19 protein-coding genes and 1 pseudogene are annotated in these 23,881 nt (G+C 70.4%); 16 read left to right on the forward strand and 4 right to left on the reverse strand.

From position 1 onward, the window contains the following. The first annotated feature begins 51 nt into the window (after window positions 1–51). The 5 genes from ACFVYS_RS38660 (at window position 52) to ACFVYS_RS38680 (ending at window position 8,026) form a co-directional block, all read left to right on the forward strand. The gene (locus tag ACFVYS_RS38660; RefSeq protein WP_389509865.1) at window positions 52–1,626 is read left to right on the forward strand and encodes a sugar ABC transporter ATP-binding protein; all 1,575 of its coding nucleotides are present in this window, start codon (window positions 52–54) and stop codon (window positions 1,624–1,626) included. 2 nt (window positions 1,627–1,628) lie between these two features. Further along, complete coding sequence (locus tag ACFVYS_RS38665) at window positions 1,629–2,669, forward strand: ABC transporter permease (protein ID WP_389509866.1); 1,041 nt, start codon at window positions 1,629–1,631, stop codon at window positions 2,667–2,669. Window positions 2,670–2,754: 85 nt separating this feature from the next. Further along, the gene (locus tag ACFVYS_RS38670) at window positions 2,755–3,456 is read left to right on the forward strand and encodes a FadR/GntR family transcriptional regulator (protein WP_389509868.1); all 702 of its coding nucleotides are present in this window, start codon (window positions 2,755–2,757) and stop codon (window positions 3,454–3,456) included. Window positions 3,457–3,584: 128 nt separating this feature from the next. Beyond that, window positions 3,585–6,794, forward strand: a complete 3,210-nt coding sequence (locus ACFVYS_RS38675; RefSeq protein WP_389509869.1) for a glycoside hydrolase N-terminal domain-containing protein — start codon at window positions 3,585–3,587, stop codon at window positions 6,792–6,794. A gap of 311 nt (window positions 6,795–7,105) precedes the next feature. Beyond that, a complete protein-coding gene (locus ACFVYS_RS38680) occupies window positions 7,106–8,026 on the forward strand; it encodes an amidohydrolase family protein (protein ID WP_389509901.1) in 921 nt (306 codons plus the stop codon). Window positions 8,027–8,230: 204 nt separating this feature from the next. On the opposite strand, the gene nadE is transcribed toward ACFVYS_RS38680, so the two are convergent. Both nadE and ACFVYS_RS38690 read right to left on the reverse strand, forming a co-directional pair. Then, on the reverse strand, window positions 8,231–9,061 hold the full coding sequence (nadE, locus tag ACFVYS_RS38685) for an ammonia-dependent NAD(+) synthetase (protein ID WP_389509871.1): 831 nt from the start codon (window positions 9,059–9,061) through the stop codon (window positions 8,231–8,233). 149 nt (window positions 9,062–9,210) lie between these two features. Beyond that, window positions 9,211–10,118, reverse strand: a pseudogene (locus ACFVYS_RS38690) (SMP-30/gluconolactonase/LRE family protein). An 86-nt stretch (window positions 10,119–10,204) separates the two neighbouring features. Between ACFVYS_RS38690 and ACFVYS_RS38695 the strand changes: the two are divergent. The 4 genes from ACFVYS_RS38695 to ACFVYS_RS38710 all read left to right on the forward strand — a co-directional run bounded on the left by ACFVYS_RS38695 (window position 10,205) and on the right by ACFVYS_RS38710 (window position 13,348). Continuing rightward, complete coding sequence (locus tag ACFVYS_RS38695) at window positions 10,205–10,642, forward strand: Lrp/AsnC family transcriptional regulator (RefSeq protein WP_389509903.1); 438 nt, start codon at window positions 10,205–10,207, stop codon at window positions 10,640–10,642. 251 nt (window positions 10,643–10,893) lie between these two features. Beyond that, window positions 10,894–11,652 carry a DUF5995 family protein gene (locus ACFVYS_RS38700; protein ID WP_389509872.1) on the forward strand — a complete coding sequence of 253 codons (759 nt, stop codon included), beginning with the start codon at window positions 10,894–10,896 and terminating at the stop codon, window positions 11,650–11,652. Window positions 11,653–11,819: 167 nt separating this feature from the next. Beyond that, on the forward strand, window positions 11,820–12,584 hold the full coding sequence (locus tag ACFVYS_RS38705) for an alpha/beta hydrolase (RefSeq protein WP_389509874.1): 765 nt from the start codon (window positions 11,820–11,822) through the stop codon (window positions 12,582–12,584). A 98-nt stretch (window positions 12,585–12,682) separates the two neighbouring features. Next, window positions 12,683–13,348 carry a class I SAM-dependent methyltransferase gene (locus ACFVYS_RS38710; protein ID WP_389509876.1) on the forward strand — a complete coding sequence of 222 codons (666 nt, stop codon included), beginning with the start codon at window positions 12,683–12,685 and terminating at the stop codon, window positions 13,346–13,348. 143 nt (window positions 13,349–13,491) lie between these two features. On the opposite strand, the gene ACFVYS_RS38715 is transcribed toward ACFVYS_RS38710, so the two are convergent. Next, on the reverse strand, window positions 13,492–14,223 hold the full coding sequence (locus tag ACFVYS_RS38715) for an esterase/lipase family protein (RefSeq protein WP_389509878.1): 732 nt from the start codon (window positions 14,221–14,223) through the stop codon (window positions 13,492–13,494). A 464-nt stretch (window positions 14,224–14,687) separates the two neighbouring features. Here ACFVYS_RS38715 and ACFVYS_RS38720 point away from each other — a divergent pair, with 464 nt between their 5' ends. Together ACFVYS_RS38720 and ACFVYS_RS38725 are read left to right on the forward strand one after the other, a co-directional pair. Next, complete coding sequence (locus tag ACFVYS_RS38720) at window positions 14,688–15,359, forward strand: hypothetical protein (protein WP_389509880.1); 672 nt, start codon at window positions 14,688–14,690, stop codon at window positions 15,357–15,359. Between the two features lie 62 nt (window positions 15,360–15,421). Then, window positions 15,422–15,895, forward strand: coding sequence for a GNAT family N-acetyltransferase (locus ACFVYS_RS38725; protein WP_389509882.1), 474 nt, complete (start codon window positions 15,422–15,424; stop codon window positions 15,893–15,895). A gap of 15 nt (window positions 15,896–15,910) precedes the next feature. Here the strand turns inward: ACFVYS_RS38725 and ACFVYS_RS38730 are convergent, their stop codons facing one another. Continuing rightward, window positions 15,911–16,738 carry an alpha/beta fold hydrolase gene (locus tag ACFVYS_RS38730; protein ID WP_389509884.1) on the reverse strand — a complete coding sequence of 276 codons (828 nt, stop codon included), beginning with the start codon at window positions 16,736–16,738 and terminating at the stop codon, window positions 15,911–15,913. 550 nt (window positions 16,739–17,288) lie between these two features. Between ACFVYS_RS38730 and ACFVYS_RS38735 the strand changes: the two genes are divergently transcribed. The 5 genes from ACFVYS_RS38735 (at window position 17,289) to ACFVYS_RS38755 (ending at window position 23,672) form a co-directional block, all read left to right on the forward strand. Next, window positions 17,289–18,323 carry a LacI family DNA-binding transcriptional regulator gene (locus tag ACFVYS_RS38735; protein WP_142270351.1) on the forward strand — a complete coding sequence of 345 codons (1,035 nt, stop codon included), beginning with the start codon at window positions 17,289–17,291 and terminating at the stop codon, window positions 18,321–18,323. Window positions 18,324–18,900: 577 nt separating this feature from the next. Continuing rightward, a complete protein-coding gene (locus ACFVYS_RS38740) occupies window positions 18,901–19,995 on the forward strand; it encodes an ABC transporter substrate-binding protein (RefSeq protein WP_389509887.1) in 1,095 nt (364 codons plus the stop codon). Window positions 19,996–20,126: 131 nt separating this feature from the next. After that, window positions 20,127–21,686: a sugar ABC transporter ATP-binding protein gene (locus tag ACFVYS_RS38745; protein WP_389509889.1), complete on the forward strand. Its 1,560-nt coding sequence runs from the start codon at window positions 20,127–20,129 to the stop codon at window positions 21,684–21,686. Next, window positions 21,679–22,641 (forward strand): ABC transporter permease, encoded by a 963-nt coding sequence (locus ACFVYS_RS38750; RefSeq protein WP_389509891.1) that lies wholly within the window; start codon window positions 21,679–21,681, stop codon window positions 22,639–22,641. The genes ACFVYS_RS38745 and ACFVYS_RS38750 overlap by 8 nt, the downstream gene beginning before the upstream one ends. Further along, entirely contained in the window at window positions 22,638–23,672 is a 1,035-nt protein-coding gene (locus tag ACFVYS_RS38755; protein ID WP_389509893.1) for an ABC transporter permease, read from the forward strand. The genes ACFVYS_RS38750 and ACFVYS_RS38755 overlap by 4 nt, the downstream gene beginning before the upstream one ends. Window positions 23,673–23,881 lie beyond the last annotated feature (209 nt).

Below are 23,881 nucleotides of genomic sequence, written 5' to 3' on the forward strand. Positions count from 1 at the left end.
GCCGTACCGCGCCCGTACCCCCGCATCCGGACCAGAAGGACGGTATTCACCATGGCGGACTCCGCGACCGCCCCGGCGACCGGCACCGTGAGCCGCGCCCCGGTGGCCGAGGCGACCGGAATCGGCAAACGGTACGGCGCCACCGTCGCCCTGCGCGACGCCCGCATCACCATCGCCGAGGGCGAGTCGCACGCCCTTGTCGGACGCAACGGCGCGGGCAAGTCGACGCTCGTGTCCATCCTCACCGGACTCCAGCAGCCCGACACCGGCACCCTGCGCTTCTCCGGCGAACCGGCGCCAGCCTTCGGCGACATCGACGCCTGGCGGTCCAGGGTGGCCTGCGTCTACCAGCGGTCCACGATCATCGGGGATCTGACCGTCGCCGAGAACCTCTTCCTCAACCGGCAGAGCGACGCCGCGCTGCGCCCCATCCGCTGGAAGGACCTGCGCCGGCGCGCCGAGCAGCTCCTCGGCGAGTACGGAGTGGATGTCGACCCGACGGTCCGGGCCCGCCATCTCACCGTGGAACAGCGGCAGTTCGTCGAGATCGCCCGGGCCCTGTCCTTCGGCGCCCGGTTCATCATCCTGGACGAGCCGACCGCCAAGCTGGACGCCCGCGGCATCGACCGGCTCTTCGACAAGCTCCGTGACCTCCAGCGGCAGGGTGTCGCCTTCCTCTTCATCTCCCATCACCTGCAAGAGGTCTACGACCTGTGCACCACGGTCACCGTCTACCGCGACGCGGCCCATATCCGCACCGCGGCGGTGGCCGGACTCGGCAAGCACGAGCTGGTCGAGGCCATGACCGGCGAGTCCGCCACGACGACGGGCGCCGACGAGGTGAGGACGGCCTCCCCGGCCGGCGCCAAGGTGCTCCTGTCCGTCGACCGGCTGACCCTGGCCGGTACCTGCCGAGACCTGTCGCTCTCCGTCCGCGCCGGTGAGGTGGTCGGTCTCGCGGGCGCGACGGCCAGCGGCAACGTCCAGGTGGGGGAGGCCGTCGCCGGACTGCACCGTGCCGAGGGAGGCAGGATCTCGGTCGACGGCCGGACCGTCCGTACCGGCAGTGTCCCGGCGTCCCTCACCGCGGGCGTCGGCCTGGTGCCGGAGGACCGGCACGTCCAGGGTCTCGTCCACGACCGCAGCGTCGCGGAGAACGCGACCCTCACCGTCACCGACCAGCTCGGCCCGTTCGGTACCGTCCTGCCGGCCCGCACCCGGACCTTCGCCCGGCGCATGATCCGCGATCTCGACATCAAGACGCCGGGTGCGGGCACTCCGGTCTCCGCGCTCTCCGGCGGCAACCAGCAGAAGGTCGTCGTGGCCCGGGCCCTGGCCACCGACCCCCATGTCCTGATCGCCATCCGACCCACCAACGGAGTGGACGTCAAGTCCAAGGAGTTCCTGCTCGCCAGGATCCGTGGGGTCGCCGAGACCGGGAAGGCCGCGCTGATCGTCTCCGACGAACTGGACGACCTCAGGGCGTGCGACCGGGTCGTGGTCATGTTCCACGGACGCGTGGTCGCGGAGTTCGACCGCGGCTGGAAGGACGAACAGATGGTCGCCGCCATGGAGGGCGTCGCCGGTACCCCCGCAGCAGCCGACACCGAAGAGCACGGAAGGTAGTCATGTCCGCCACCACCGATGTCACCGACCCCGCAGCGAGCGTGGGCCAGCCGACCGCCAAGGGCACCCGGCGCGGACTCGATCTCGGCCGCTTCCGTGAACTGTCCCTGGTCCCGGCCATCCTGGTCCTCGGCCTGATCGGGTTCATCGTCTCACCGGCCTTCCTCACCTCCGACAACCTCATCGGCGTGGCCCAGCAGTCCACCGAGCTGAGCCTGCTGGTCCTAGCCACGGCGCTGATCCTGATCGTCGGCCGGATGGACCTGTCCCTGGAGTCCACGATCGGGGTGGCACCCGTCATCGCCGTCTGGCTGGTCCTGCCCACCAGCGGCGGCCGGTTCAACGGCCTGGGGCTCCTTCCGCAGTGGACGGCGATCCCGCTCTGTCTCCTGGTGGGCGTGGCGATCGGCGCCCTCAACGGCTTCCTCATCCTCAAGCTGCGCCTCAACGGGTTCATCGTCACGCTCGGCGGGCTGACCATGCTGCGCGGACTCCAAGTGGCCCTCTCCGAAGGCCAGTCCATCGTGGATCTGCCGCCGTCCTTCACCTACCTGGGCAAGGCCTCCTGGCTGGGCGTCCCGGCCGCCATCTGGATCTGCGCGGTGCTGTTCGCCGCCGGCGGTTGCGCGCTGGCCTGGCTGCGGCACGGGCGGGCACTCTACGCGATCGGCGGCAACGCGGAGGCCGCCCGGACCGCCGGTATCCGGGTCGACCGGATCGTGTGGGTCGTCCTGATCATCGCCAGCCTGCTGGCCGCGTTCGCCGGCATCCTCTACAGCGGTCACTACGGTTCCATCTCCGCCACCCAGGGCAGCGGATGGATCTTCCAGGTCTTCGCCGCGACGGTCATCGGCGGCGTCAGCCTCAACGGCGGCAAGGGCTCGGTGTTCGGCGCGCTCACCGGTGTGCTGACCCTCCAGCTGGTCGTCAACGTGATGACGCTGGCGGGCGTGCCACCCCTGTGGAACCAGTTCCTCAACGGCGCGATCATCATCGTCGCGCTGATCATCTCCCGCTTCGCCTCCGGCGAGAAGCAGGAGTAGACGCGGTACCCGGGGCATCGCGCGGGCTCGTTCCGGGGCCGCGTGGAGCCCCGCCGGGTTCCTTCGGGACAGAGAGGCTCCCCTCGTGGCACTGACGGACGAGGCGATGGAGAAGATCAAGGCGATGATCGTCGCGGGCGAACTCGCGCCCGGCTCCCGACTGCCCAAGGAGGATGCTCTCGCCGGTCAGCTCGGTCTGTCCCGAAGCTCGCTGCGCGAGGCGGTCCGTGCGCTGACCGCCATGCGCATCCTGGTCACCCGGCAGGGCGACGGCACCTATGTCTCCAGCTTGGAGCCGCACCTTCTGCTCGAGACGATGTCCTTCGCCGCCGACGTCTCCCACGGGCGGACGGCCCTTCAGTTGCTCCAGGTGCGCAGACTGCTGGAGCCGCCGGCGACCGGGCTGGCCGCCACCCTGCTGACCTCCGAGGACCTCGACGAACTGGGCGCCGTCCTCGAACGGTCCCGGGTGGCCGCCACGGTGGACGAGTTCGTCGCCCACGACATCGCGTTCCACCTGCGCATCGTCGAAGCCGTCGGCAACCCCGTGCTGTCCATGCTGTTGCGCGTGCTGTCCACCCGTACCCAGCGGGTGCGCATCGTGCGGGGCAGCCGGACACAGCGCGCCGTGGAGCGCGCGCACGTGGAACACGAGGAGATCCTGCGCGCGCTCAGGGCACGTGACGCACTGTTGGCCGTCTCCGCCGCGACGGTTCATGTGGCGGCCGTCGAACACTGGCTCGCGGCGAGCTGGGTCGACGCCGAGGGACCGTCAGCGATCGGCTGACCGCCCTCTAGACATCCGATCTATCCTCCCCCGATGATGGCTGGTGATGCCGAATCCCTCGCCAGATGTCGATATGACTGCTCCTCCTTCCGTGAAAGAGCCGATGAATGGTCCCGGGAGAACTTACTGTGATCAATGAATCCCCACCGCCGAGACGAAGCATCCTCAAGCTCGGCGGTGTTCTCGCCGTCGCGCCTGTGGCCACCCGGTCGACGGGCACCACGCCCACCGGACAGGCCGTCGCGGCCGGGGCCCACGCGTCGGCGGGCATCCGGTGGCCGACCCTGTCGGGCAAGGCGCTGACGTACTCCGTCCCCGCCGCGGACTGGCAGTCGCAGGCCCTGCCGATCGGCAACGGCCGGCTCGGCGCCATGCTCTTCGCCGATCCCCACGAGGAGCGCGTCCAGTTCAACGAGCAGAGTCTGTGGGGCGGAGTCAACAACTACGACAACGCGCTCGCCGGCAAGCCGGACAGTGATTTCGACACCGGCATGACCGGCTTCGGCTCGTACCGCGACTTCGGCGACCTCGTCGTCACCTTCGCCTCCCGTCCCAAGGCCACGGTCACGGCCCCGGGGGGACCGTACAGCTCCTCAACCTCGGAGGGCGTCGACAAGTCGTACGACGGCGCATCGAGCACCAAGTGGTGCATCGAGGGGCCCGGTTCGAAGGTGTGGTGGCAGGTCGAGCTCCCCGACCCCGTCGTGGTCGCCTCCTACCGGCTGACGAGCGCCGACGACGTGCCGCAGCGCGACCCGCAGGAGTGGACGTTCTCCGGTTCCGCCGACGGCGCCACCTGGACCACGCTGGACAGCCGCACCCTGGAGGCGCCCTTCGAGAGCCGCTTCCAGACCAGGGAATTCACCAGTGCCCACAGCGCGGCGTACCGCTTCTACCGGTTCGGCTTCGTCCCCAAGGCGGGCGTCAGCCACTTCCAGGTGAGCGAGATCGGCTTGGCCGGCGTGGACCTCGGCGGGGACACCTCGGTCTACCTGTCGTCGCCGAGCGGGCACGCGCAGGGATCCGGTGCCCGGCCCGGGGCCCGGGGCACGGACCTCTCACGTTCGGCGGACCGCGATCCGGCCACCGTCTGGCGGGTCGGCGGCGCCGCACCCGCCGTCGCCTGGCAGGCCGACCTGCCCCGTCCGGTCGTCGTCACCTCGTACACGCTGACGGCGGCCCCCGACCGCCCGCGCGACGACCCCCGGCAGTGGACCCTCGAGGCGTCGCAGGACGGGAGCACCTGGACGACCCTCGACACGCGGAACCCGGGGGCGCCCTTCGCGGGCCGCGGCGAGAGCCGGACCTTCCCCCTCACCAACAGCACGGCCTACCGCGTCTACCGGCTCACCCTGACCCCCGGCGCGTCCTCCACCGGCTGCCAGATCGCGGAGATCGCGCTGGCGGGCCAGGGCTTCGACACCCGCGCCCGGCGCACCGTCGTCGACTACCGGCGCACCCTCGACTTCGTCGACGGCCTCCACGTCACCCGCTTCGGCGCGCCGGGCCGGCGCGTCCTGCGGGAGGCCTTCGCCGGCCGGTCCGCCGACGTCATGGTCTTCCGGTACACGACGGACAGCCCCGACGGACTCTCCGGGGCGATCTCGCTGACGTCCGCGCAGGACCAGGCCCCGACGACCGTCGACGCCCGCGCCGGGCGGATCGCCTTCAGCGGTGTCATGGGCAACGGACTCCAGCACGCCTGCACCGTCCAGGCGGTACACACCGACGGCGAGCTCAGCGCCGACGGGGCGGTGCTGAGGTTCAGCGGCTGCACGACTCTCACCCTGTTCCTCGACGCCCGCACCGACTACCGGCTCGACGCCGCCGCCGGGTGGCGCGGAGCCGCTCCGGAACCGATCGTGGACAGGACGCTCGACACGGCGGCCGCCCGGCCCTACGACAAGCTGCGCGCCCAGCACATCGCCGAGACGCGTGCCCTCATGAACCGTGTCTCGGTCGCCTGGGGCGCCTCCCCGGCCGCCGTCGTCGCGCTCCCCACCGACGCCCGGCTGGCGCGCTACGCGGCGGGCGGGGAGGACCCGACGCTCGAACAGGCGATGTTCGACTACGGCCGCTACCTGCTGATCAGTTCCTCCCGCCCGAACGGCCTGCCCGCCAACCTCCAGGGCCTGTGGAACGACAGCAACCAGCCGGCCTGGGCCTCCGACTACCACACCAACATCAACGTCCAGATGAACTACTGGGGAGCCGAGACGACGAACCTGCCGGAGTGCCATGAGGCGCTCGTCGGGTTCATCGAGCAGGTGGCGGTACCGAGCCGCGTGGCGACCCGCAACGCCTTCGGCCAGGACACCCGCGGCTGGACCGCCCGCACCAGCCAGAGCATCTTCGGCGGCAACTCGTGGGAGTGGAACACCGTCGCGAGCGCCTGGTACGCCCAACACCTCTACGAGCACTGGGCGTTCACCCAGGACCCGGCCTATCTCCGTACCGTCGCATACCCAATGATCAAGGAGATCTGCGAGTTCTGGGAGGACCATCTCAAGGAGCGCGAGGACGGACTCCTCGTCGCACCGAACGGCTGGTCCCCGGAGCACGGGCCGCGCGAGGACGGCGTCATGTACGACCAGCAGATCATCTGGGACCTGTTCCAGAACTACCTCGACTGCGAGGCGGCACTCAACGCGGATCCCGCGTACCGGGCCAAGGTCGCGGACCTGCAGGCGCGCCTCGCGCCGAACAGGATCGGCCGGTGGGGCCAGCTCCAGGAGTGGCAGGAGGACATCGACAGCCCCGACGACATCCATCGCCACACCTCGCACCTCTTCGCGGTCTACCCGGGCCGCCAGATCACCCCGCGGACGCCCGACCTCGCCGCCGCGGCCCTCGTCTCCCTCAAGGCGCGGTGCGGCGAGAAGGAAGGCGTCCCGTTCACGGCCGCGACGGTCTCGGGCGACAGCCGCCGCTCATGGACCTGGCCCTGGCGGGCGGCCCTGTTCGCCCGCCTCCGTGACGGTCGGCGCGCCCAGGTCATGCTGCGCGGACTGCTGACCTACAACACGCTGCCCAACCTGTTCTGCAACCACCCGCCCTTCCAGATGGACGGAAACTTCGGCATCTCGGGCGCCGTGGCGGAGATGCTCCTGCAGAGCCACGACGGAGTCATCGACCTGCTGCCCGCCCTGCCGGACGGCTGGAAGGCCGAGGGATCCTTCACCGGGCTCCGCGCCCGGGGCGGCTACGAGGTCAGCTGTACGTGGCGGAACGGAAAGGTGACGTCCTTCGAGATCGTGGCCGACCGGGCGCGGAACCGGAAAGACGTCACCGTACGGGTGAACGGCGTCGACAGGAGGGTGAAGCCGGCCAAGCCCTGACGGCGGCACCGCCTCGCCGCGACAGCGGCCCGGCCGACGGCCGTCCGCCGCCCGAAGCGCGGCGGCACGGGCCGTCGGCGCCCCCCCCCCCCCCGCCCGGGGCCCGGGCCCCGGCCGGCCCCCCCCCCCCCGGGGGGGGGCGGGGCCGCCGCCCGGGCCCGGTCGTCGCCCCCTGGGCCGCCGACGGCCCGTGCCCACCCCGCTGCACGGCGGAGGGGGCCGGGTGACGGATCCCTCACGGATTCCCCACGCGAAGGAGTGGACCCGCGGCCTCACCCGGGCCGATCGTGGGCGCCATGGATGATCACCGCATGGAACCCGTCGGCCCCGGTGGTACCGCCGAAGCCACCCCGGTGGGGGAGGAGGCGAGGGAGGTGCGCGACTTCTGGGGCCGCCTCGGTCTTCCCGGCCTCGTCGACGTCCACACGCACTTCATGCCCGAGCGGGTCCTGCGCAAGGTGTGGTCCTACTTCGACGCGCTCGGACCGCAGACCGGCGGGCTCGAGTGGCCGATCACCTACCGGAAGGAGGAGACGGAACGGACTGCCCTGCTGAGGGAGTTCGGCGTACGGGCCTTCACCGCGATGCTCTACCCGCACAAGCCGGGCATGGCCCGGTGGCTGAACGACTGGGCGGCCGACTTCGCCCGCCGCACCCCCGACTGTCTGCACACCGCCACCCTCTACCCCGAGCCGGGCGTCGAGACGTACGTCCGGGAGGCCGTCGAGGCGGGCGCCCGCGTCTTCAAGGCGCATGTACAGGTGGGGGCGTACGACCCGGCCGACGAACTCCTCGACGGGACATGGGGGTTGCTGGCCGAGGCCGGGATCCCCGTCGTGATCCACTGCGGCTCCGGGCCCGCACCGGGCAAGCACACAGGACCCGAGCCGATCGCCCGGGTGCTGGCGCGTCACCCCCGGCTGCGGCTGGTCGTCGCGCACCTGGGGATGCCCGAGTACGAGGAGTTCCTCGGCCTCGCCGAACGGTACGGGGAGGTGCGGCTGGACACGACGATGACGTTCACCGACTTCGCCGAGGAGCTGATGCCCTTCCCCAGCAGGGCCCTGCCCCGGCTGGCCGGACTCGGCGACCGTGTCCTGCTCGGCTCCGACTTCCCCAACATCCCCTATCCGTACGTGCACCAGCTCCACGCGCTGGAGCGGCTGGGCCTCGGCGACGAGTGGCTGCGGGCGGTGTGCCACGACAACGCGGCAGAGCTGTTCGGCCTGTGAGAACCCCGTCGTGGTGCCCACCACCCCGGCGCTGGTGACCCGTCCGGCCGCGGGCCGAACGCCGTGCTGTCGGGCGCCGTACGGCCATCCGCGGCGAACGTCCCGCCGTCGCGTGGCAGGCGGTCCTGGCCTGCCCGGCGTCCCGGGACGACCCGCGGCGAACGACGTCGAGTCCTCGCGTCTGAGGGGGCGAGTCCCCGCGTCTCAGGGGGCGATGGGCAGTCGGCGCTTGTGGTCGGTGAGCCGGTAGCGGTCGACGATCGTGGTGAAGACGCCTTCGTCCACGGGCCTGCCTTCCAGGAAGTCGTCGATGTCGTCGTAGGTGACCCCGAGCGCGTCCTCGTCGGTCTTGCCGGGATCGAGGGTCTCCAGGTCGGCGGTCGGGACCTTGTGCACCAGCTCGGCCGGCGCCCCCAGCGCGTCCGCGACGGCTCGCACCCGGCGTTTGGTCAGGCCGGCCAGCGGGACGAGGTCCGCCGCGCCGTCACCGAACTTGGTGAAGAAGCCGGAGACCGCCTCGGCGGCGTGGTCGGTGCCGACGACCAGCCCGTGGTGCCCGCCGGCCACGGCGTACTGGACGATCATGCGCTGCCGGGCCTTGATGTTGCCGAGCACGAAGTCCTGGTGGTAGGCGTCGCGGAAGCTCACCTCGGCGCCCAGCACGGCCTCGAGCGCGGCGTCGCTCGCGGGCTTGATGTCCACGGACAGCACGTGATCGGGGCGGATGAAGGAGAGCGCGAGCTGGGCATCGTGCTCGTCGGCCTGGACGCCGTAGGGCAGCCGCATCGCGTAGAACCGTGCCTCGTGCCCGGCGTCGCGGGCACGCTCGACCGCGAGCTGGCACAGGCGGCCCGCGGTGGTGGAGTCGACGCCGCCGCTGATGCCGAGCACGAGGGAGGACAGACCGGTGGAGGTCAGCCGCTCCGCGAGGAACGCCACCCGGCGCTCGATCTCCGCCTCGGCCTCGAAGGTCTCGGCGACCTCGAGTTCCCGGGCGATCTCCTGCTGAAGGGTGAGGAAGGCCGGGTCGTTCACATCTGCTCCTGGTTGCGGTTCAGGTGGTGCCGGCGCCCCACCCGGTGAGGAGGGGGAGGATCGCCGGTGGATCAGTGCCGGACAGCCGTGGCTGTCGGGCGCCGGGGCGCGCTCAACGGAGTGCCCCGGACGGCGGTCGGACATGCGCATCAGACGCGGGGTGCTCCCGTAACCGACATCACCAGCGAGTACAGCGAGGTGGTGGCGGTGATGAACATGCGGTTGTTCTTCGGGCCGCCGAAGGTGATGTTGGAGACCGGTTCCGGCACCCGGAGCCGTCCGATGAGGGTGCCTCGGGTTCGTAGCAGTGAACGCCGTCCTCCAGGGCGGCGGCCCACAGACGGCCCTGGTCGTCCAGGCGGATGTTGTCGAAGTGGACGCCCGCCCGTGCTGCGGCGAAGACCTCCTGTCCGGAGAGCGTGCCGTCGGCGTGGACGTCGAAGGCGTGGATACGGGCGCTCCGCGAGTCGGAGACGTACAGCCGCTTCTCGTCCGGTGACAGGATGACGCCGTTGGGTCCGTCGAAGCCGTCGGCGGCGAGGTGCACCCGGCCCGTCGCCGGGTCGACCCGGTAGACGTTGCAGGCGCCGATCTCGGAGTCGGCCCGGTGACCCTCGTAGTCGCTGGTGATGCCGAAGTCCGGGTCGGAGAACCAGAGGGTGCCGTCGGAGCGCACGACGGAGTCGTTCGGGCTGTTGAGCCGCTTGCCCTCGAAACGCTCGGCCAGGACCGTCACCGTGCCGTCCGGCTCGGTACGGGTGACCCGGCGGTTGCCCTGCTCGCAGCTGACCAGACGGCCCTGCCGGTCGAGGGTGTTGCCGTTGCTGTGTCCGGCCGGGTCGCGGAAGACGCCGACCGTCCCGGTGGCCTCGTCCCAGCGCAGGATGCGGTCGTTGGGGATGTCGCTCCAGATCACCTGGCGCCAGGCGGGCAAGTACAGCGGGCCCTCCGCCCAACGGCACTGGTCGTGCAGCACCTCCAGCCTGCCGTCGCCGTTCGTGCAGCGTCCGGTACGGAAGCGTTCGTCCAGGATCTCGTACAGGCCATCGGCGGGCATCGGCGTCCCTTCGCATGCGCTGATCAGGATCTGATTCAACGTAACACGTAGATCACCGAACAAGATATGGTCATATCATGAAGCCGATAGATGACATCGACCGTGGCTTGATCGCGCTGCTCCAGAAGGACGCGACCCGGTCCTATGCCGAGTTGGGCAAGGGGGTCGGTCTGTCGGCGGGTGCCGCCCATGAGCGGGTGCGCAGGCTGCGGGAGCACGGGGTCATCAGGACCACCACGATCGACGTGGACCCCGCGGCCCTCGGCCGCGGGGTCCTCGCCTTCGTACTGGTCGACTCGACGGCCTGGATGGGCGACCGCGCCGAGGACTTCGCCGGCGTACCGGAGATCCAGGAGGCCCACGTCATCGCGGGCAGCGCGGCGGTCCTGGTGAAGGTACGCACGGCGAGCACGGAACAACTCCAGGACGTACTGCGCCGTCTGTACGCGATCGACGGGGTCAGCGGCACCCAGGCGACCGTCGTCCTGGAAACGTTCTTCGAACGACCGCTGGACGCCGGGTAGGCGCGATGCGCGCCCGCGGTGTTCATCCGCGTCCGGCTCGCCGAACGGCCTCCAGCACGGCCCGAGGGTCCGACACCCCCGCTCACCGGCAGCGCCGCGCGGGTTCGGATACAGGGCGGGTGATTCCCGACCCGGTTCTCGTCACGCGGGTGTCCTTCCCGGTGTGCGGTGGTAGGACGGGGTGGCGATCCGCGTCGCGGACAGCAGTCAGGGGCCGGGCCGAACGGGGGCCCGCGTGAGGGGAGTCGGGCATGGCGGCGGAGAACATCGACGATGTCGTGGACAGACTGGCCGGGATCGTGGGGGAGGCAGGCAGCGCCGGTGACCGGGTCGGGTACTTCGCGGCGCTGTACCGACAGGTGACCGTCGAGGTCCGCACGGCCATTCACGGCGGGCTGTTCGACGACGGTGCGCGCATGGACCGTTTCGACACGCTCTTCGGCAACCGCTACCTCGACGCGTACGACGCCTGGCGGCGTGACCGCGGTGGACCGCGTTGTTGGCGCGAAACGTTCGGGCTGCTGGACGACGCCGACACCGTCATCGTCCAGCACCTGCTGCTCGGCGTGAACGCGCACATCAACCTCGACCTGGCCGTCGCCGCCGCACGGACCAGCCCGGGCAAGGGCATCCACGCGCTACGGCGCGACTTTCTGCTGATCAACGACATCCTCGGGCGGGTGGTGCTGGCGGTACAGGACTCGATCGGTGCACTGTCGCCCTTCATGTCGCTGCTGGATCAGATCGGAGCCCGCACCGACGAGCGGATCCTCGACTTCAGCGTCCGTCAGTCCCGCGAGGAAGCCTGGTACAACGCCGTCCTGCTGGCCGGCCAGAACGAAGAGGAGCGCGAGGCCACCATCGAGCGGCTCGACATACGGGCCGCCGTGCTCGCCCGCTTGATAGCGCGACCGGGCGGCGTCGTCCGGCCGGCCCTGCAGCTGATCCGGAGCACCGAGAGTGATGACGTGCCGGCCGTCATCACTCACCTGGACAACGCCATGCGGTGATGAGGCTCCGGCTGGTAGTTTGCATTCGACCGTGACACCGCCCGAGGAGGTGAGACCCATGAACGCTGTATCGATGTGGGTGCTCTCCCTTCCCGTCACGGCCGGCGACTGACGTAGGTGTCGCCGGGAGCGCCTCGACAACAAGGCACTCCCGAAAGGCAACACCCGTGCATTCTCTGCAGTTCACCGCCGAGTCGTCGTCGAACGGCACGGTCGAGCGCGACTTCACCGTGGGCGAGATCCCCGGAGTTCTCTGGTCGCCGGCCTCCGGCGCCGATCACGCGCCCCTGGTCCTGCTGGGCCACGGCGGCGGCAATCACAAGAAGCATCCGGCGATGGCGGGCCGCGCCCACCTGCTCGTGACCGGCTGCGGCTTCCACGTCGCCGTCATCGACGCGCCCGGTCACGGCGACCGGCCGCGCACCGCGCGCGACGAGCAGGAGATCGCCGAGCTGCGCAGGGCGCAGGCGGCGGCCGAGCCGGAAGGCCCGATCGTCGTCCGTTACAACGCCCGGCTGGCGGAGCTGGCCGTGCCCGAGTGGCAGGCGACCCTGGACGCCCTTCAGCAGCTGCCGGAGATCGGTGCCGACGGGCCGGTGGGCTACTTCGGCATCGGCCTGGGCACCGCGATCGGCGTGCCGCTGGTGGCGGTCGAGCCCAGGATCACGGCTGCGGTCTTCGGCCTGATGTGGCCCGATGCCCTGGTCGAGACGGCGAAGCGGATCACCGTCCCGATCGAGTTCGACCTGCAGTGGGACGACGAGCGCATCCCGCGCGAGGCCGGCCTCGCGCTGTTCGACGCCTTCGCCTCCAAGGAGAAGACGTTGCACGCCAACGCGGGCAAGCACGTCGACTTCCCCAGGTTCGAGGCCGACAGCGCCGTCCGGTTCTTCGCCCGGCATCTGAGCCAGGCGGTCACCTCACCGGCCTGAAGGTGAGCGGCAGCGGCGTCCGCTCTGTCCTGCGGGCGCCGCTACCGAGATCGTGATTCTCCCGGCCAGGCTCGGGGCCGGGAACTACTGTCGCGTGCATGGTCGAACACAGTGCCCTCAGCGTCACCCGTCAGGGATACGACGCTGCTGCCCCCGCCTATGCGCAGCTGTTCCGCGACTCGCTGCGGGACAGTCCCCTGGACCGCGCGATCCTGGGTGTCTTCGCCGAGGTCGTCAGTGCGAGCGGGGACGACGCTCAGGTCGCGGATCTGGGGTGTGGGCCTGGTCATATCACTGCCCATCTCGACGAGTTGGGGCTGTCGGTGTTCGGTGTCGATACGTCTCCGGCGATGATCGAGCTGGCTCGACAGGCCTATCCGCGACTGCGGTTCGACGTGGGCTCGATGGCCGCGCTGGACATCGCCGACGGTGTGCTGGACGGCGTGCTCTCCCGGTGGTCCATCATCCACACCCCGCCACAGGAACTCCCCGTCATCCTGGCGGAGTTCCATCGTGTGCTGGCACCCGGCGGCCACCTACTGGTCGGCTTCTCCGCCGCCGACGGTCCGTCTCACCCGACCCAGGTCTTCGATCACACCGTCGCGCCGGCCTATCGGTGGTGGCCCGATCACCTCGCCGCCCTGCTGCGCGAGTCCGGGCTGGCCGAGGTGGCCCGGATGGTTCGCGAGCCTCGACCCACCGACCGGCGGCAGTTCCAGGAGGTGCACCTGCTCACCCGTAAAACCCAGGCAGGAGCTGCCTGACGCACACAGGGCCGCCACCGAGGGAGTGACGCCGGGCCGGGTGACCCTCCCATGCCGTGCGCCCCGTTCCCGGCAGTCGCGCGGCCGTGAACGGGGCGTGGTCAGGCTCGGCGCTGGTCAGCCGGGGCTGCTCGCGCGGGGGGTCAGGAGGCGATGAAGTCGGCGATCTGGCCGAGCACGACCGTGTCCGTCAGGTAGCCGATGTGGGTCTGGCAGAGCACGTTGTTGTTCGTCGCGCCGTCCAGCCGGGTGCTGGTGTACGGGATGATGACGCCGTCGCACGCCGAGTACCAGGTGGCGTACGTGGTGCTGCCCGGCGTCTCGTCGCCCGCACTGATCTGGGCGATGAACGACGAGCCCGGGTACATCTGCTGACAGGTCGTGTAGATCAGGCAGGCGCCGGCATAGGTGGTGCCGTGGTTCGCCCCGGCGATCGAGGCGAGGTGGCTGACGCTGGTGTTGCCGCCCAGGACCTTCAGGTAGTACTGGCTGACCAGGCCGCCCATCGAGTGGTTGACGATGGCGACCTTGCTCGCCCCGGTCCGCGCCTTCACGGTGTTGACGTAGGTCGCGAGACCCTGCGCGTTGGTGATGTTGTTGCCGTAGGAGTTGTACTCGTAGGCGAAGAGGTTGGAGCTGGACCAGCCGTTGAGCCGGAAGACGCTCATGGCGGTGGTCCAGTTGGACGCGCTGCCGGTGTAGCCGTGGACGAAGACGACGGGTGTGCTCGTCGACAGCGGCTGGGCGGCGGAGGCGACCGACGCGATTGAGGTGGCCGTGGTGGCGCCGGCCGTCGGCGCTGCGGAGAACAGGGTGAATGCGAGGGTGGCGGTCGCGAGCACACCGAGGAGCCGGCGCGGGGCATGACGACGCATGGAGCCCTCCTGACGAGGATGCGGGTGGCTGGACCTGACCAGCGTCGTGGCGCCGAGCGGGGGAGCAATCGGCGAAATCACCGGCGTGCGCGGTGCCGCCGCGTATCCCGGACCGCGGAGCCCTTCGTGCTGGTCGGCAGCCGGTCAGGTGGCTTCCCGCCGGGGCGGGCGACGTCGCGTCCGCGGTCGGGCTCGGCCCGAGGGCACGGCTGCCGTCCGCCCCTCGGCCTCCGCGCTCGGCTGTAGATGCCGCCTCGAACGCCCGTTTCCGCCGCCCGCACACCGACGTCGTTCAGTCCACCGTGTAGCAGCGGATCACGATGTGTCCGTCCTCCTCCCGGGCGAGGCCTACGAAGACCGTGCGCGCGAGCCGGCGGTGTCGCGGCCCATTGTCCTGCCGGGGCGGAATCTCCGTTGCCGGGAAGCCGCACCGCCCGCGATCCTGGGGCCATGAGGTACTCCGTATGCGGCTGAGGCTGCAACAGTTCAGGCCCCGGACCGGGCCGCACGAGCACCGTGTCGTCCAGCCGAGGAAGCCCCTTCGCCACACGTCGCTGAGCGCCCCCGAGCCCATCGGCCTGCTGCTCGGCGACCATGACGGGCTGAACCGGCTCGCGGGTCTGTTCTCCTTCGCCGCCTACTCCCGGCACACGATCGTCCATGTGCCGCTGCGCGACGGTGTTCGGCCCGACGAGGGCTACGGCACGCCGGTCGATCTCGTCCTGGTCCACGACACGCTCGGTCTGCGTCCCAGCAAGTGGCCCGAGCTGCGGCGCAAGTTGGTGAACGGCACTCCGCTGACCGTCGGCACCGTCGAGGAACGTACGGCCAGGGACGCCGCCGGATGGCGGGAGCTGGGGAGCCGGGCCGACTCCCGGGACGAGTTGCGGCACGCCACCCACGCCCGCACGTTCTTCCTGTTCGGCAACCGCGAGGTGTTCGCCGAGGCCTCCACCTCCTTTGCCCACGCGGCGGGTTGGGGCCCGCGCCAGAAGGGCGTCACCCACGGCCACTCGGCACTGATGACGGCGCTCCCGACACTGGTCCAGGAACCTGGCGGCGGGCACCCCGTGGAGGTGTTGGTCTGCTTCAAGCCGTACCCGCCCTACGCCCACTTCCAGCGGCCGGGACGTTGAGCGAGCAGCCCGACTCACCGGATCCGGGCGGACCTTCGCCTGCGACGACCGAGGTCCCTGCCATGATTGCCGCCATGGGCACACAGATCGCACCGGCCGGCGTGGCCGACTTTCACCAGGTCCTGGCCGATCACGCCCGCTACTGGGGCGAACGCGACCTTCGATCGCTGCACCTCGTGGCACTGGTGCAGGAGTTCGGTTCGACCTGTCTGGTCGCCCGGGCCGAGGACGGAATCCGCGGGTACGTCTTCGGGTTCGTGACACCTGCAGGCACCGGGTACGTGCATCTGATCGCCACGCGGGACGATGCCCGAGGCACGGGTGTCGGGCGCCGTCTGTACGCGGCGTTCGCCGAAGCGGCGCACCGTCATGGCGCACGGCGGCTGAAGGCGATCACGTCGGTCGCGAACACCGGCTCGATCGCGTTCCACCGCAGTCTCGGCTTCGAGGCGAAGATCGTCGACGACTACGACGGCCCGGGCCGGACCATGGCCGTCTTCGACCGGGATCTGGTCGTGCCCCTCCTCGTTCCGTAGCTCCTGTTGCGTGGCTCAGCCGCGGGCGAATTCGAGGAGGTCCTTGTTGAACCTCTCGGCGAACTTCGGAACCATGGCCAGTCCGTGGGGCGCGCCGGAATACACCTTGTACACCGCGTCCTTGACCAGCTTGGAGCTCTTGTCGCCCGAAGCGACGATGGGAACGATCTGGTCGTCGTCCCCGTGCACGATCAGTGTCGGGACGTCGATCTTCTTGAGATCCTCGGTGAGGTCCGTCTCGGAGAACGCCTTGATGCAGTCGTAGGCGCCCTTGATGCCCACCGTCATTCCCCACAACCAGAACTCGTCGCGCGTTCCCTGGGTGACAGTCGAGTCGTCGCGGTTGGCGCCGTAGAAAGGCGCGCTGAGGTCTTTGTAGTACTGGGAGCGGTCCGTTGTCACGCCCGCACGGATCTCGTCGAAGACCTCGATCGGCAGCCCCGCCGGATTCGCGTCCGTCTTCAGCATCAGAGGGGGGATGGCGCCGACCAGGACGGCCTTGGCGACCCGGCTCGAACCGTGGCGCCCGATGTAGCGGGTCACTTCACCGCCGCCGGTGGAGTGTCCGACCAGAATGACGTCGTGCAGGTCGAGTTCCTCGATGACCGCGGCGAGATCGTCGGCGTAGGTGTCGAGGTCGTTGCCGTCCCAGCTCTGTCCTGAGCGGCCGCCGCCTCTCCGGTCGTGGGCGATGGCCCGGAATCCGTTGTCCGCCATCAGCTTCAGTTGCGGATCCCAGGCGTCGGCGGTGAGCGGCCAGCCGTGGGAGAACACGACGGGTTGTCCCGAGCCCCAGTCCTTGAAGAAGATGCTGGTGCCGTCCTTGGCGGAAGCAAAGGGCATGACTTTTCCCTCTCGTGCCGTTCCGGAACTCCGCGATGGGCGGGTTCGATGCTCGAATCGGGTGGTCGAAAACCGTGCCGCGCCCAGCAGGGGAACGCACGCGGTGGACGGGCCCAGGTCAGCGCGAGGGGCGACCGTAGGAGCACGTCTCAGGGGAAACGATAGTCGAGGGGCCGGTGCGCGGCGCGTCGGCCGTGCGGCCGGATCACGGCGGGAGCCGTGGCGTCGACGGGCCGACCGGCGGCCTTCGGCGGCGCCCCTGGCCGTCTCGGCAGTAGACCGGTGACCCGTTCACGGACGACACTTCTCCCGACCCGTTCACGAGCGGCCTTTTTCCCGGTCGGGTCGCGGCCCCGGATTCTGCGGGCAGCCCGCCGGACGGGCGTTCGCACACCGTGCGGCGGCCGTCCGTCACCCGCCTTGTCAGTGTGGCGAGGACGCCTGTATAACGTTGTAAAAGTCAAGCATGGGGGCTCGGCGCTCGCCCACGGTGACGACCCCGTAGCCGCACCGGCCATCATCCCGTCGGGACGCTGCGAAAGGGAATGCCGTGCGGGTCAGCCTCAAGGACGTCGCCGCGCACGCGGGGGTCTCCATCAAGACCGTCTCCAACGTGGTGAACAACTACCAGCACGTCACGCCCGCCATGCGCGAGCGCGTCCAGCGGTCCATCGACGTGCTCGGCTACCGGCCCAACCTGGCCGCCAGGCACCTGCGCAAAGGGCGTACGGGCATCATCGCGCTCGCTCTGCCCGAACTCGGCAACCCCTATTTCGCCGAGCTGGCGGCCGCGGTCATCGACGCCGCCGCCGCGCACGACTACATCGTGCTGCTCGACCACACCGGGGGGCACCGCGAGCAGGAGATCCTGGTCAGCCAGGGTTTCCGGGCGCGGGTCATCGACGGCCTCATCCTCAGCCCGATCGAGCTCGAGACCGAGGACCTGCGCGACCGGGCGGAGAACGTACCGCTGGTGCTGCTCGGTGAACGCGACTACGACCTGCCGTACGACCACATCGCCATCGACAACGTCGCCGCCGCCCGCGCCGCCGTCCGGCATCTGAACGGACTCGGGCGGCGGGAGGTGGCCTTCATCGGCGCCCGGCGCGGTCGCAGTGAGCCCGCGCAACTGCGCGTGCGTGGCTGGCGCGAGGAACTGACCGCGGCCGGCCTCCCGGCCGACGACGGGCTCGTCGCCGCCACCGACGGGTGGGGCCACGCGGACGGAGCGGCCGCCATGAACCGCATCCTGGAATCCGGGCGGCGCCCCGACGCGGTGTTCGCCTACAACGATCCGATGGCCATCGGCGCGATGCGCGTCCTGCACGAACGGGGGCTGCGCGTCCCCGAGGACATCGCCGTCGTCGGTTTCGACGACGTGGTCGAGGGACGCTTCGGCGCGGTGACCCTCACCTCCGTGTCGCCGGACAAGGAGGCCATCGGCCGCCTCGCGGTCGAGTCGGTGCTGGCACGGCTCGGCGGCAACGAGATGCCCGAGCCGCGCCGTGTCCGGGCGGACCATCGCCTCGTGGAGCGGGAGAGCACCCTGGGCCGGGCGGCGGCGAACGGCGGCGGACGCGGGTGACCTCCAGGGCGGTGCGCGTGCGAACCGTCATCCACCCGAATCCTCGCAGGGCTGCGTGACGCGCGCAGGCTGTCTCGGTGCTCCGGTCAAGTGTGCGCCGACCTGGACGTGTTGACCGGCCGGTCACCCAGTTCCTGACGTCCGCAGTCGAGCGACTCGCCAACCCCGCGGCGCTGAACGGCCGTTGCTCTTCGCGTATGCGGTCGTGATCGGTGCGGCCCTGGGCGGCACGTCCGCGCGAGCGTGCAGGCCGCTCGACGGAGTCGCGAAGGCACCGGAATCTCCCGGCCGTTACGCGTCCCCCTCCGTCGCAGATGAGAGCACAGAGGCGGGTGGTGTGGGCCGACTCGCTCGCGCCGAGCCCCGCGCAGTGCGTGCACAGGGGGTTTACAGCACTCTTCCAACGATGTAAAAACCTCTGTGCGGCGGGTCGAACGACCTTTCCCGCCAGGGGAGAAGCACCTTTCTCGGCACGGCTACTGCTCGGCTACGGCACGACCTTGCTCGACCTTGTTCGACCTCTGCTCGTTCACCACCTCCCCAGTGTTCCTTCCGCGTCGCCCGGATCGGGGTCACCATGCAGCGCACCACTCACCGCCGTCGTCTTCTCGCCCGTCCCGTGGTCGTCTCCCTGGCCGCGGCGGTGGCGTTGACCGCCACCTCCTGCGCGAAGTCGGAGGACGACACGTCGAGCGACACCAAGTCCTCGGCCGCCGCCGACGCCGCACAGAAGGTCGCCTCGCCCGCGCCGGGCGGCAAGACCTGCACCGTCGACGCGTACGGCGGTGTGAAGTCGGACCTCAAGAACGCCACCGTCGGCTTCTCCCAGTCGGAGAAGGAGGCCAACCCGTTCCGCATCGCGGAGACGCAGTCCATCAAGGACGAGGCGAAGAAGCGGGGCGTCAAGCTGCTGACGGCCAACGCCCAGTCGCAGTTCTCCAAGCAGATCAGCGACGTCCAGGACCTCTTGGCGAAGGGCGCCGACCTGCTGGTCATCGCCCCGCTCAACTCCGACGGCTGGAACCCGGTGCTCCAGGCCGCCGCGGCCAAGAAGGTCCCCATCGTCACGATCGACCGCAAGATCAACGCCACGGCCTGCAAGGACTACGTCTCGTTCATCGCCTCCGACTTCGTCGAGCAGGGCCGGCGCGCCGCCGACCAGATGATCGCGGCGACCGGCGGCAAGGGCGAGGTCGCGATCCTCCTCGGCTCGGCGGGCAACAATGTCACCACCGAGCGCACCAAGGGCTTCAAGGACCGGATCGCCGAGAAGGCGCCGGACCTGAAGGTGGTCTTCGAGCAGACCGGCGACTTCGCCCGCGAGAAGGGTCAGCAGGTCACCGAGCAGCTCATCCAGTCGAAGCCCGGCATCAAGGGGATCTACGCCGAGAACGACGAGATGGGGCTGGGCGCGGTGGCCGCGCTGAAGGGTGCGGGCAAGAAGGCGGGCGACGTCGAGATCGTCACCGTGGACGGCACCCGCAACGCCGTCCAGGGCATCGTGGACGGCTGGATCAGCGGTGTCGTCGAGTCCAACCCGCGCTTCGGACCCCTGGCCTTCCAGACGCTGGACACCTTCACCAAGGGCGAGAGCGTCGCGCAGGACATCGTCATCGAGGACGGCGCCTACACCACGGACAACGCCAAGTCGGGTATCGGCAAAGCCTACTGACCAACCGTCAGGGGCTCGCTCCGCCCAGCGCGGGCCCCTCCCGCTCTCCCTCGCTTCTTGCACTGCACCGCACTGCACCGCACCGCATCGCACCGCATCGCACCGCACCGCATCGCATCCTGGAGGCACAGGTGGCACCCCCCGCCGAAGTGCTCGCCGTCCGCGGACTGAGCAAGACCTTCCCCGGCGTCCGGGCCCTGGACGACGTGGACCTGACCCTGCACGCCGGTGAGATCCACGCCCTGATCGGCGAGAACGGCGCCGGCAAGTCGACCCTCATCAAGCTCCTCACCGGCGTGTACCGGCCCGACGCGGGCGAGATCGTCTTCCAGGGCCGCAAGGTCTCCTTCGCCACCCCGCTGGAGGCCCAGAAGGCCGGGATCTCGACCATCTACCAAGAGGTCAACCTGATCCCGCTGCTCAGCGTGGCTCGCAACCTGTTCCTCGGCCGCGAGCCGCGCAACCGGTTCGGCGTGCTGGACATGGGCCGCATGAACCGCGAGGCGGAACAGACCCTGAGCACCTACGGGGTGCGGGTGGACGTCCGCAGACCGCTGCGCACCCTCGGGGTCGGCGCCCAGCAGATGGTCGCCCTGGCCCGGGCGGTCGCCACCGAGGCGCGCGTCGTCGTCATGGACGAGCCGACATCCTCCCTCGAACCACGTGAGGTCGAGACCCTGTTCTCGGTCATCCGGGGCCTGCGGGACGCGGGCATCGCGGTCGTCTACGTCAGCCACCGCCTGGACGAGCTGTACGCCGTGTGCGGCAGCGTCACCGTGCTGCGCGACGGCCGGCGGGTGCACCACGGCCGGCTGGCCGACCTCGACCGTCTCTCCCTGGTGTCGACGATGCTCGGCCGGGACCTGGGGGAGGTCCGCGCGGAGGGCCTCACCAAGTTCACCGGCGACCACGGCACCGCCGACGCCGAACCGGTGCTCACCGCCTCGGACCTGACGGTGCCGCACAAGCTGCACGGCGTCTCCCTCAGCATCCGCCCCGGCGAGGTCGTCGGCCTCGGCGGACTGCTCGGCTCCGGACGCACCGAGACCGCGAAGACCATCGCCGGCGCCCTGCCCGCACGCTCGGGCGGCGTCACGGTGGCCGGGGTGCCGCTGCGGGCCGGCTCGACCCCGGCGGCCATCCGAGCGGGGATCAGCCTGCTGCCCGAGGACCGCAAGAGCGAGGGCATCGTCCCCGGCCTGTCGGTGCGGGAGAACATCGCGCTGGCCGCGCTGCCCCGGCTCTCCCGCTTCGGTCTGGTCTCCGAGGCCCGCGTCGACAGCGTCGTCGACACCTTCATCGAACGGCTGCGCATCAAGTCCTCCTCACCGCACCAGAAGGTGGGCGAACTGTCCGGCGGCAACCAGCAGAAGGTGCTGCTCGCCCGCTGGCTCGCCATGAACCCCAAGGTGCTGCTGCTCGACGAGCCCACCCGCGGCATCGACGTCGGCGCCAAGGCCGAGGTGCAGAAGCTCGTCGACGAACTGGCCGCCGACGGCCTGGGTGTTCTGCTCATCTCCTCCGACCTGGAGGAACTCATCGAAGGGTCCGACCGCGTGGTCGTACTGAAGGACGGCGCCGTCGTCGGCGAGCTGACCGGCGACGACGTCACGGAGGACAAGCTCATGCGGACCATCGCCGGGAACGATCCCGCGCGGGACGCGGGCAAGGAGGCGGCCGTCGATGACTGAAGTCGCCCTGCGCGGCGCCCCGTTGGACAGGACCCGCCTCCTGCAGTGGCTCCAGACCTACGGCGTCTACGCCGGTGTGGCGGCGCTGCTCGTCGTCAACACCGTCATCACCCCGCACTTCCTGACCGCGGAGAACTTCCGCACCCAGGCCGTCCAGGTCGCCCCCGTCATCATCGTCGCCCTCGGCATGGCCCTGGTCATCGGCACCGAGGGCGTCGACCTTTCGGTGGGCGCCGTGATGGCACTGGCGGCCTCCGCGACCGCCCTCTACCTCGGCTACGGACTGCTGCCCGCGCTGCTGGTGGTCGCGCTGTTCGCCGCGGGGGTCGGGCTGGCCAACGGCGCGCTGGTCGCGTTCCTCGGAGTGCAGCCGATCGTCGCCACGCTGGCGCTCATGGTGGGCGGTCGCGGACTCGCCCTGGTGCTGCTGCCGCAGCTCAAGGACCTGCGCAACCCCTCGCTGGCCTCCCTGGGCTCCGGCGACGTCCTCGGCGTCCCGTACCTGATCCTCATCGCCGCGGCCCTGGCGCTGCTGGTGGCCTTCGTGGTGCGCCGCACCACCTTCGGACGCCGGCTCCTCGCCATCGGCGACAGCCGCCCCGCCGCCCAGCTCGCCGGCCTGCCCGTGCGACGCGTGCTGATCATCGTGTACGTCGTCTGCGCGCTCCTCGCGGCGGTCGCCGGCGTGCTGGCCACCGCCCGCCTCCAGGCCAGCGACCCCACCTCGCTGGGCAACCTGATGGAGCTGTCCGCGATCACCGCGGTCGTCGTCGGCGGGACCCCGCTGACCGGCGGCCGGGTCAACATCGGCGGCACCGTGGCGGGAGCCGTCCTCATCCAGCTCCTCACCGCCACCCTCATCAAGCACGATCTGCCGCCCTCCTGGACCCAGATCGCCCAGGCCATCGTGATCGTCGCCGCGGTCTACGCGGCACGGGGACGGGGGAAGCGTTGACCACCACGAACACGGACGTACCCGTGACCACTGCCGGTATCGAACCGCCGCAGGGCGCCCGTCCGGTGGGCTCCGCACGCTCCGAACGGCTGAGCGCCCTGGTCCAGCAGCACGGCGCACTAGCTGTCCTGCTGATCGTCTCCCTGGTGGCGTCGTTCTCCTTCGACTCCTTCGCCACCGGCGACAACGTCAGCAACATGGCGACCAGTTCGGCCTTCCTGGCGATCGTCGCGCTCGGCATGACCTTCGTCATCATCACCGGCGGGATCGACCTGTCCGTCGGCTCCCTGTTCGCCCTCGGCGGCGTGCTGGCGGCCTGGGGGTCGCGCCACGGCACCCTGGTGGCCCTGCTGCTGCCGCTCGCCGTCTGCGGGCTGATCGGCGTCGTCAACGGCCTGCTGGTCGCCCGCTCCCGCCTCGCGCCCTTCATCGTGACGCTCGCGGCCATGCTCGGCGCGCGCGGACTGATGCTGGCGCTCACCGACGAGGGCGCCGACACCTACCTGATCGGCAAGGGGTCCGTCCTCGCCGAGCTGGGCCAGGGCAGCACCCTCGGCCTCGCCAACCCGGTGTGGATCACGCTGGCCCTGTTCGTCGCCGGAGCCGTCGTCCTGCGCCGGACCCGGTTCGGGCAGCACGTCTACGCGGTCGGCGGCAACGAGGACGCCGCCGCCCTGATGGGTGCCCCGGTGGCCCGCACCAAGATCCTCGTCTACGCGCTGTCGGGACTGCTCGCCGGACTGGCGGGTGCCCTCAACGCCGCCTGGCTCGCCTCCGGCGTGACCATTCTGGGCAGCGGCATGGAACTGGAGGCGATCTCCGCCGTCGTCATCGGCGGCACCCTGCTGACCGGTGGGCTCGGCTACGTCAGTGGCTCGCTGGTCGGGGTACTGCTGCTGAAGGTGATCCAGAACGTCATCAACCAGATCGGCTCGCTCGACTCCTCCTATCAGCAGGTCGTCAGCGGCGCCTTCCTGGCGGTGGTCGTCATCGCCCAGACCTGGCTGGGCCGCCGCCGACAACTCATGTGACAGGCCCCGGACCGGCCACGGACGGCGGCGGAGCCCACCCTGCCCCGCCCCGCAGCCGTGTCCGGTGCCGGGCGGCCGGACCTCCCCCCGGCCGCCTTCTGCACGCGCACGTCTCCCCACCCCACGAGTCAAGGAGGCACGATGCGTCGAGTATCCGCAGGCCGAAGGCTGGTCGCCTGGACGGGACGGCGAGCGCGGTGGGCCACCAC

Source organism: Streptomyces sp. NPDC058295 (assembly GCF_042880655.1).
Lineage (GTDB): Bacteria > Actinomycetota > Actinomycetes > Streptomycetales > Streptomycetaceae > Streptomyces > Streptomyces coriariae.

Bases quoted from the DNA above. Each gene is read 5' to 3' on its own strand.
- ACFVYS_RS38740 (WP_389509887.1), top strand. From the start codon at position 18,901: ATGCAGCGCACCACTCACCGCCGTCGTCTTCTCGCCCGTCCCGTGGTC.
- ACFVYS_RS38715 (WP_389509878.1), bottom strand. From the start codon at position 14,223: ATGCGTCGTCATGCCCCGCGCCGGCTCCTCGGTGTGCTCGCGACCGCC.
- ACFVYS_RS38680 (WP_389509901.1), top strand. From the start codon at position 7,106: ATGGAACCCGTCGGCCCCGGTGGTACCGCCGAAGCCACCCCGGTGGGG.
- ACFVYS_RS38665 (WP_389509866.1), top strand. From the start codon at position 1,629: ATGTCCGCCACCACCGATGTCACCGACCCCGCAGCGAGCGTGGGCCAG.
- ACFVYS_RS38725 (WP_389509882.1), top strand. From the start codon at position 15,422: ATGATTGCCGCCATGGGCACACAGATCGCACCGGCCGGCGTGGCCGAC.
- ACFVYS_RS38700 (WP_389509872.1), top strand. From the start codon at position 10,894: ATGGCGGCGGAGAACATCGACGATGTCGTGGACAGACTGGCCGGGATC.
- ACFVYS_RS38730 (WP_389509884.1), bottom strand. From the start codon at position 16,738: ATGCCCTTTGCTTCCGCCAAGGACGGCACCAGCATCTTCTTCAAGGAC.
- ACFVYS_RS38720 (WP_389509880.1), top strand. From the start codon at position 14,688: ATGCGGCTGAGGCTGCAACAGTTCAGGCCCCGGACCGGGCCGCACGAG.
- ACFVYS_RS38750 (WP_389509891.1), top strand. From the start codon at position 21,679: ATGACTGAAGTCGCCCTGCGCGGCGCCCCGTTGGACAGGACCCGCCTC.
- ACFVYS_RS38710 (WP_389509876.1), top strand. From the start codon at position 12,683: ATGGTCGAACACAGTGCCCTCAGCGTCACCCGTCAGGGATACGACGCT.
- ACFVYS_RS38660 (WP_389509865.1), top strand. From the start codon at position 52: ATGGCGGACTCCGCGACCGCCCCGGCGACCGGCACCGTGAGCCGCGCC.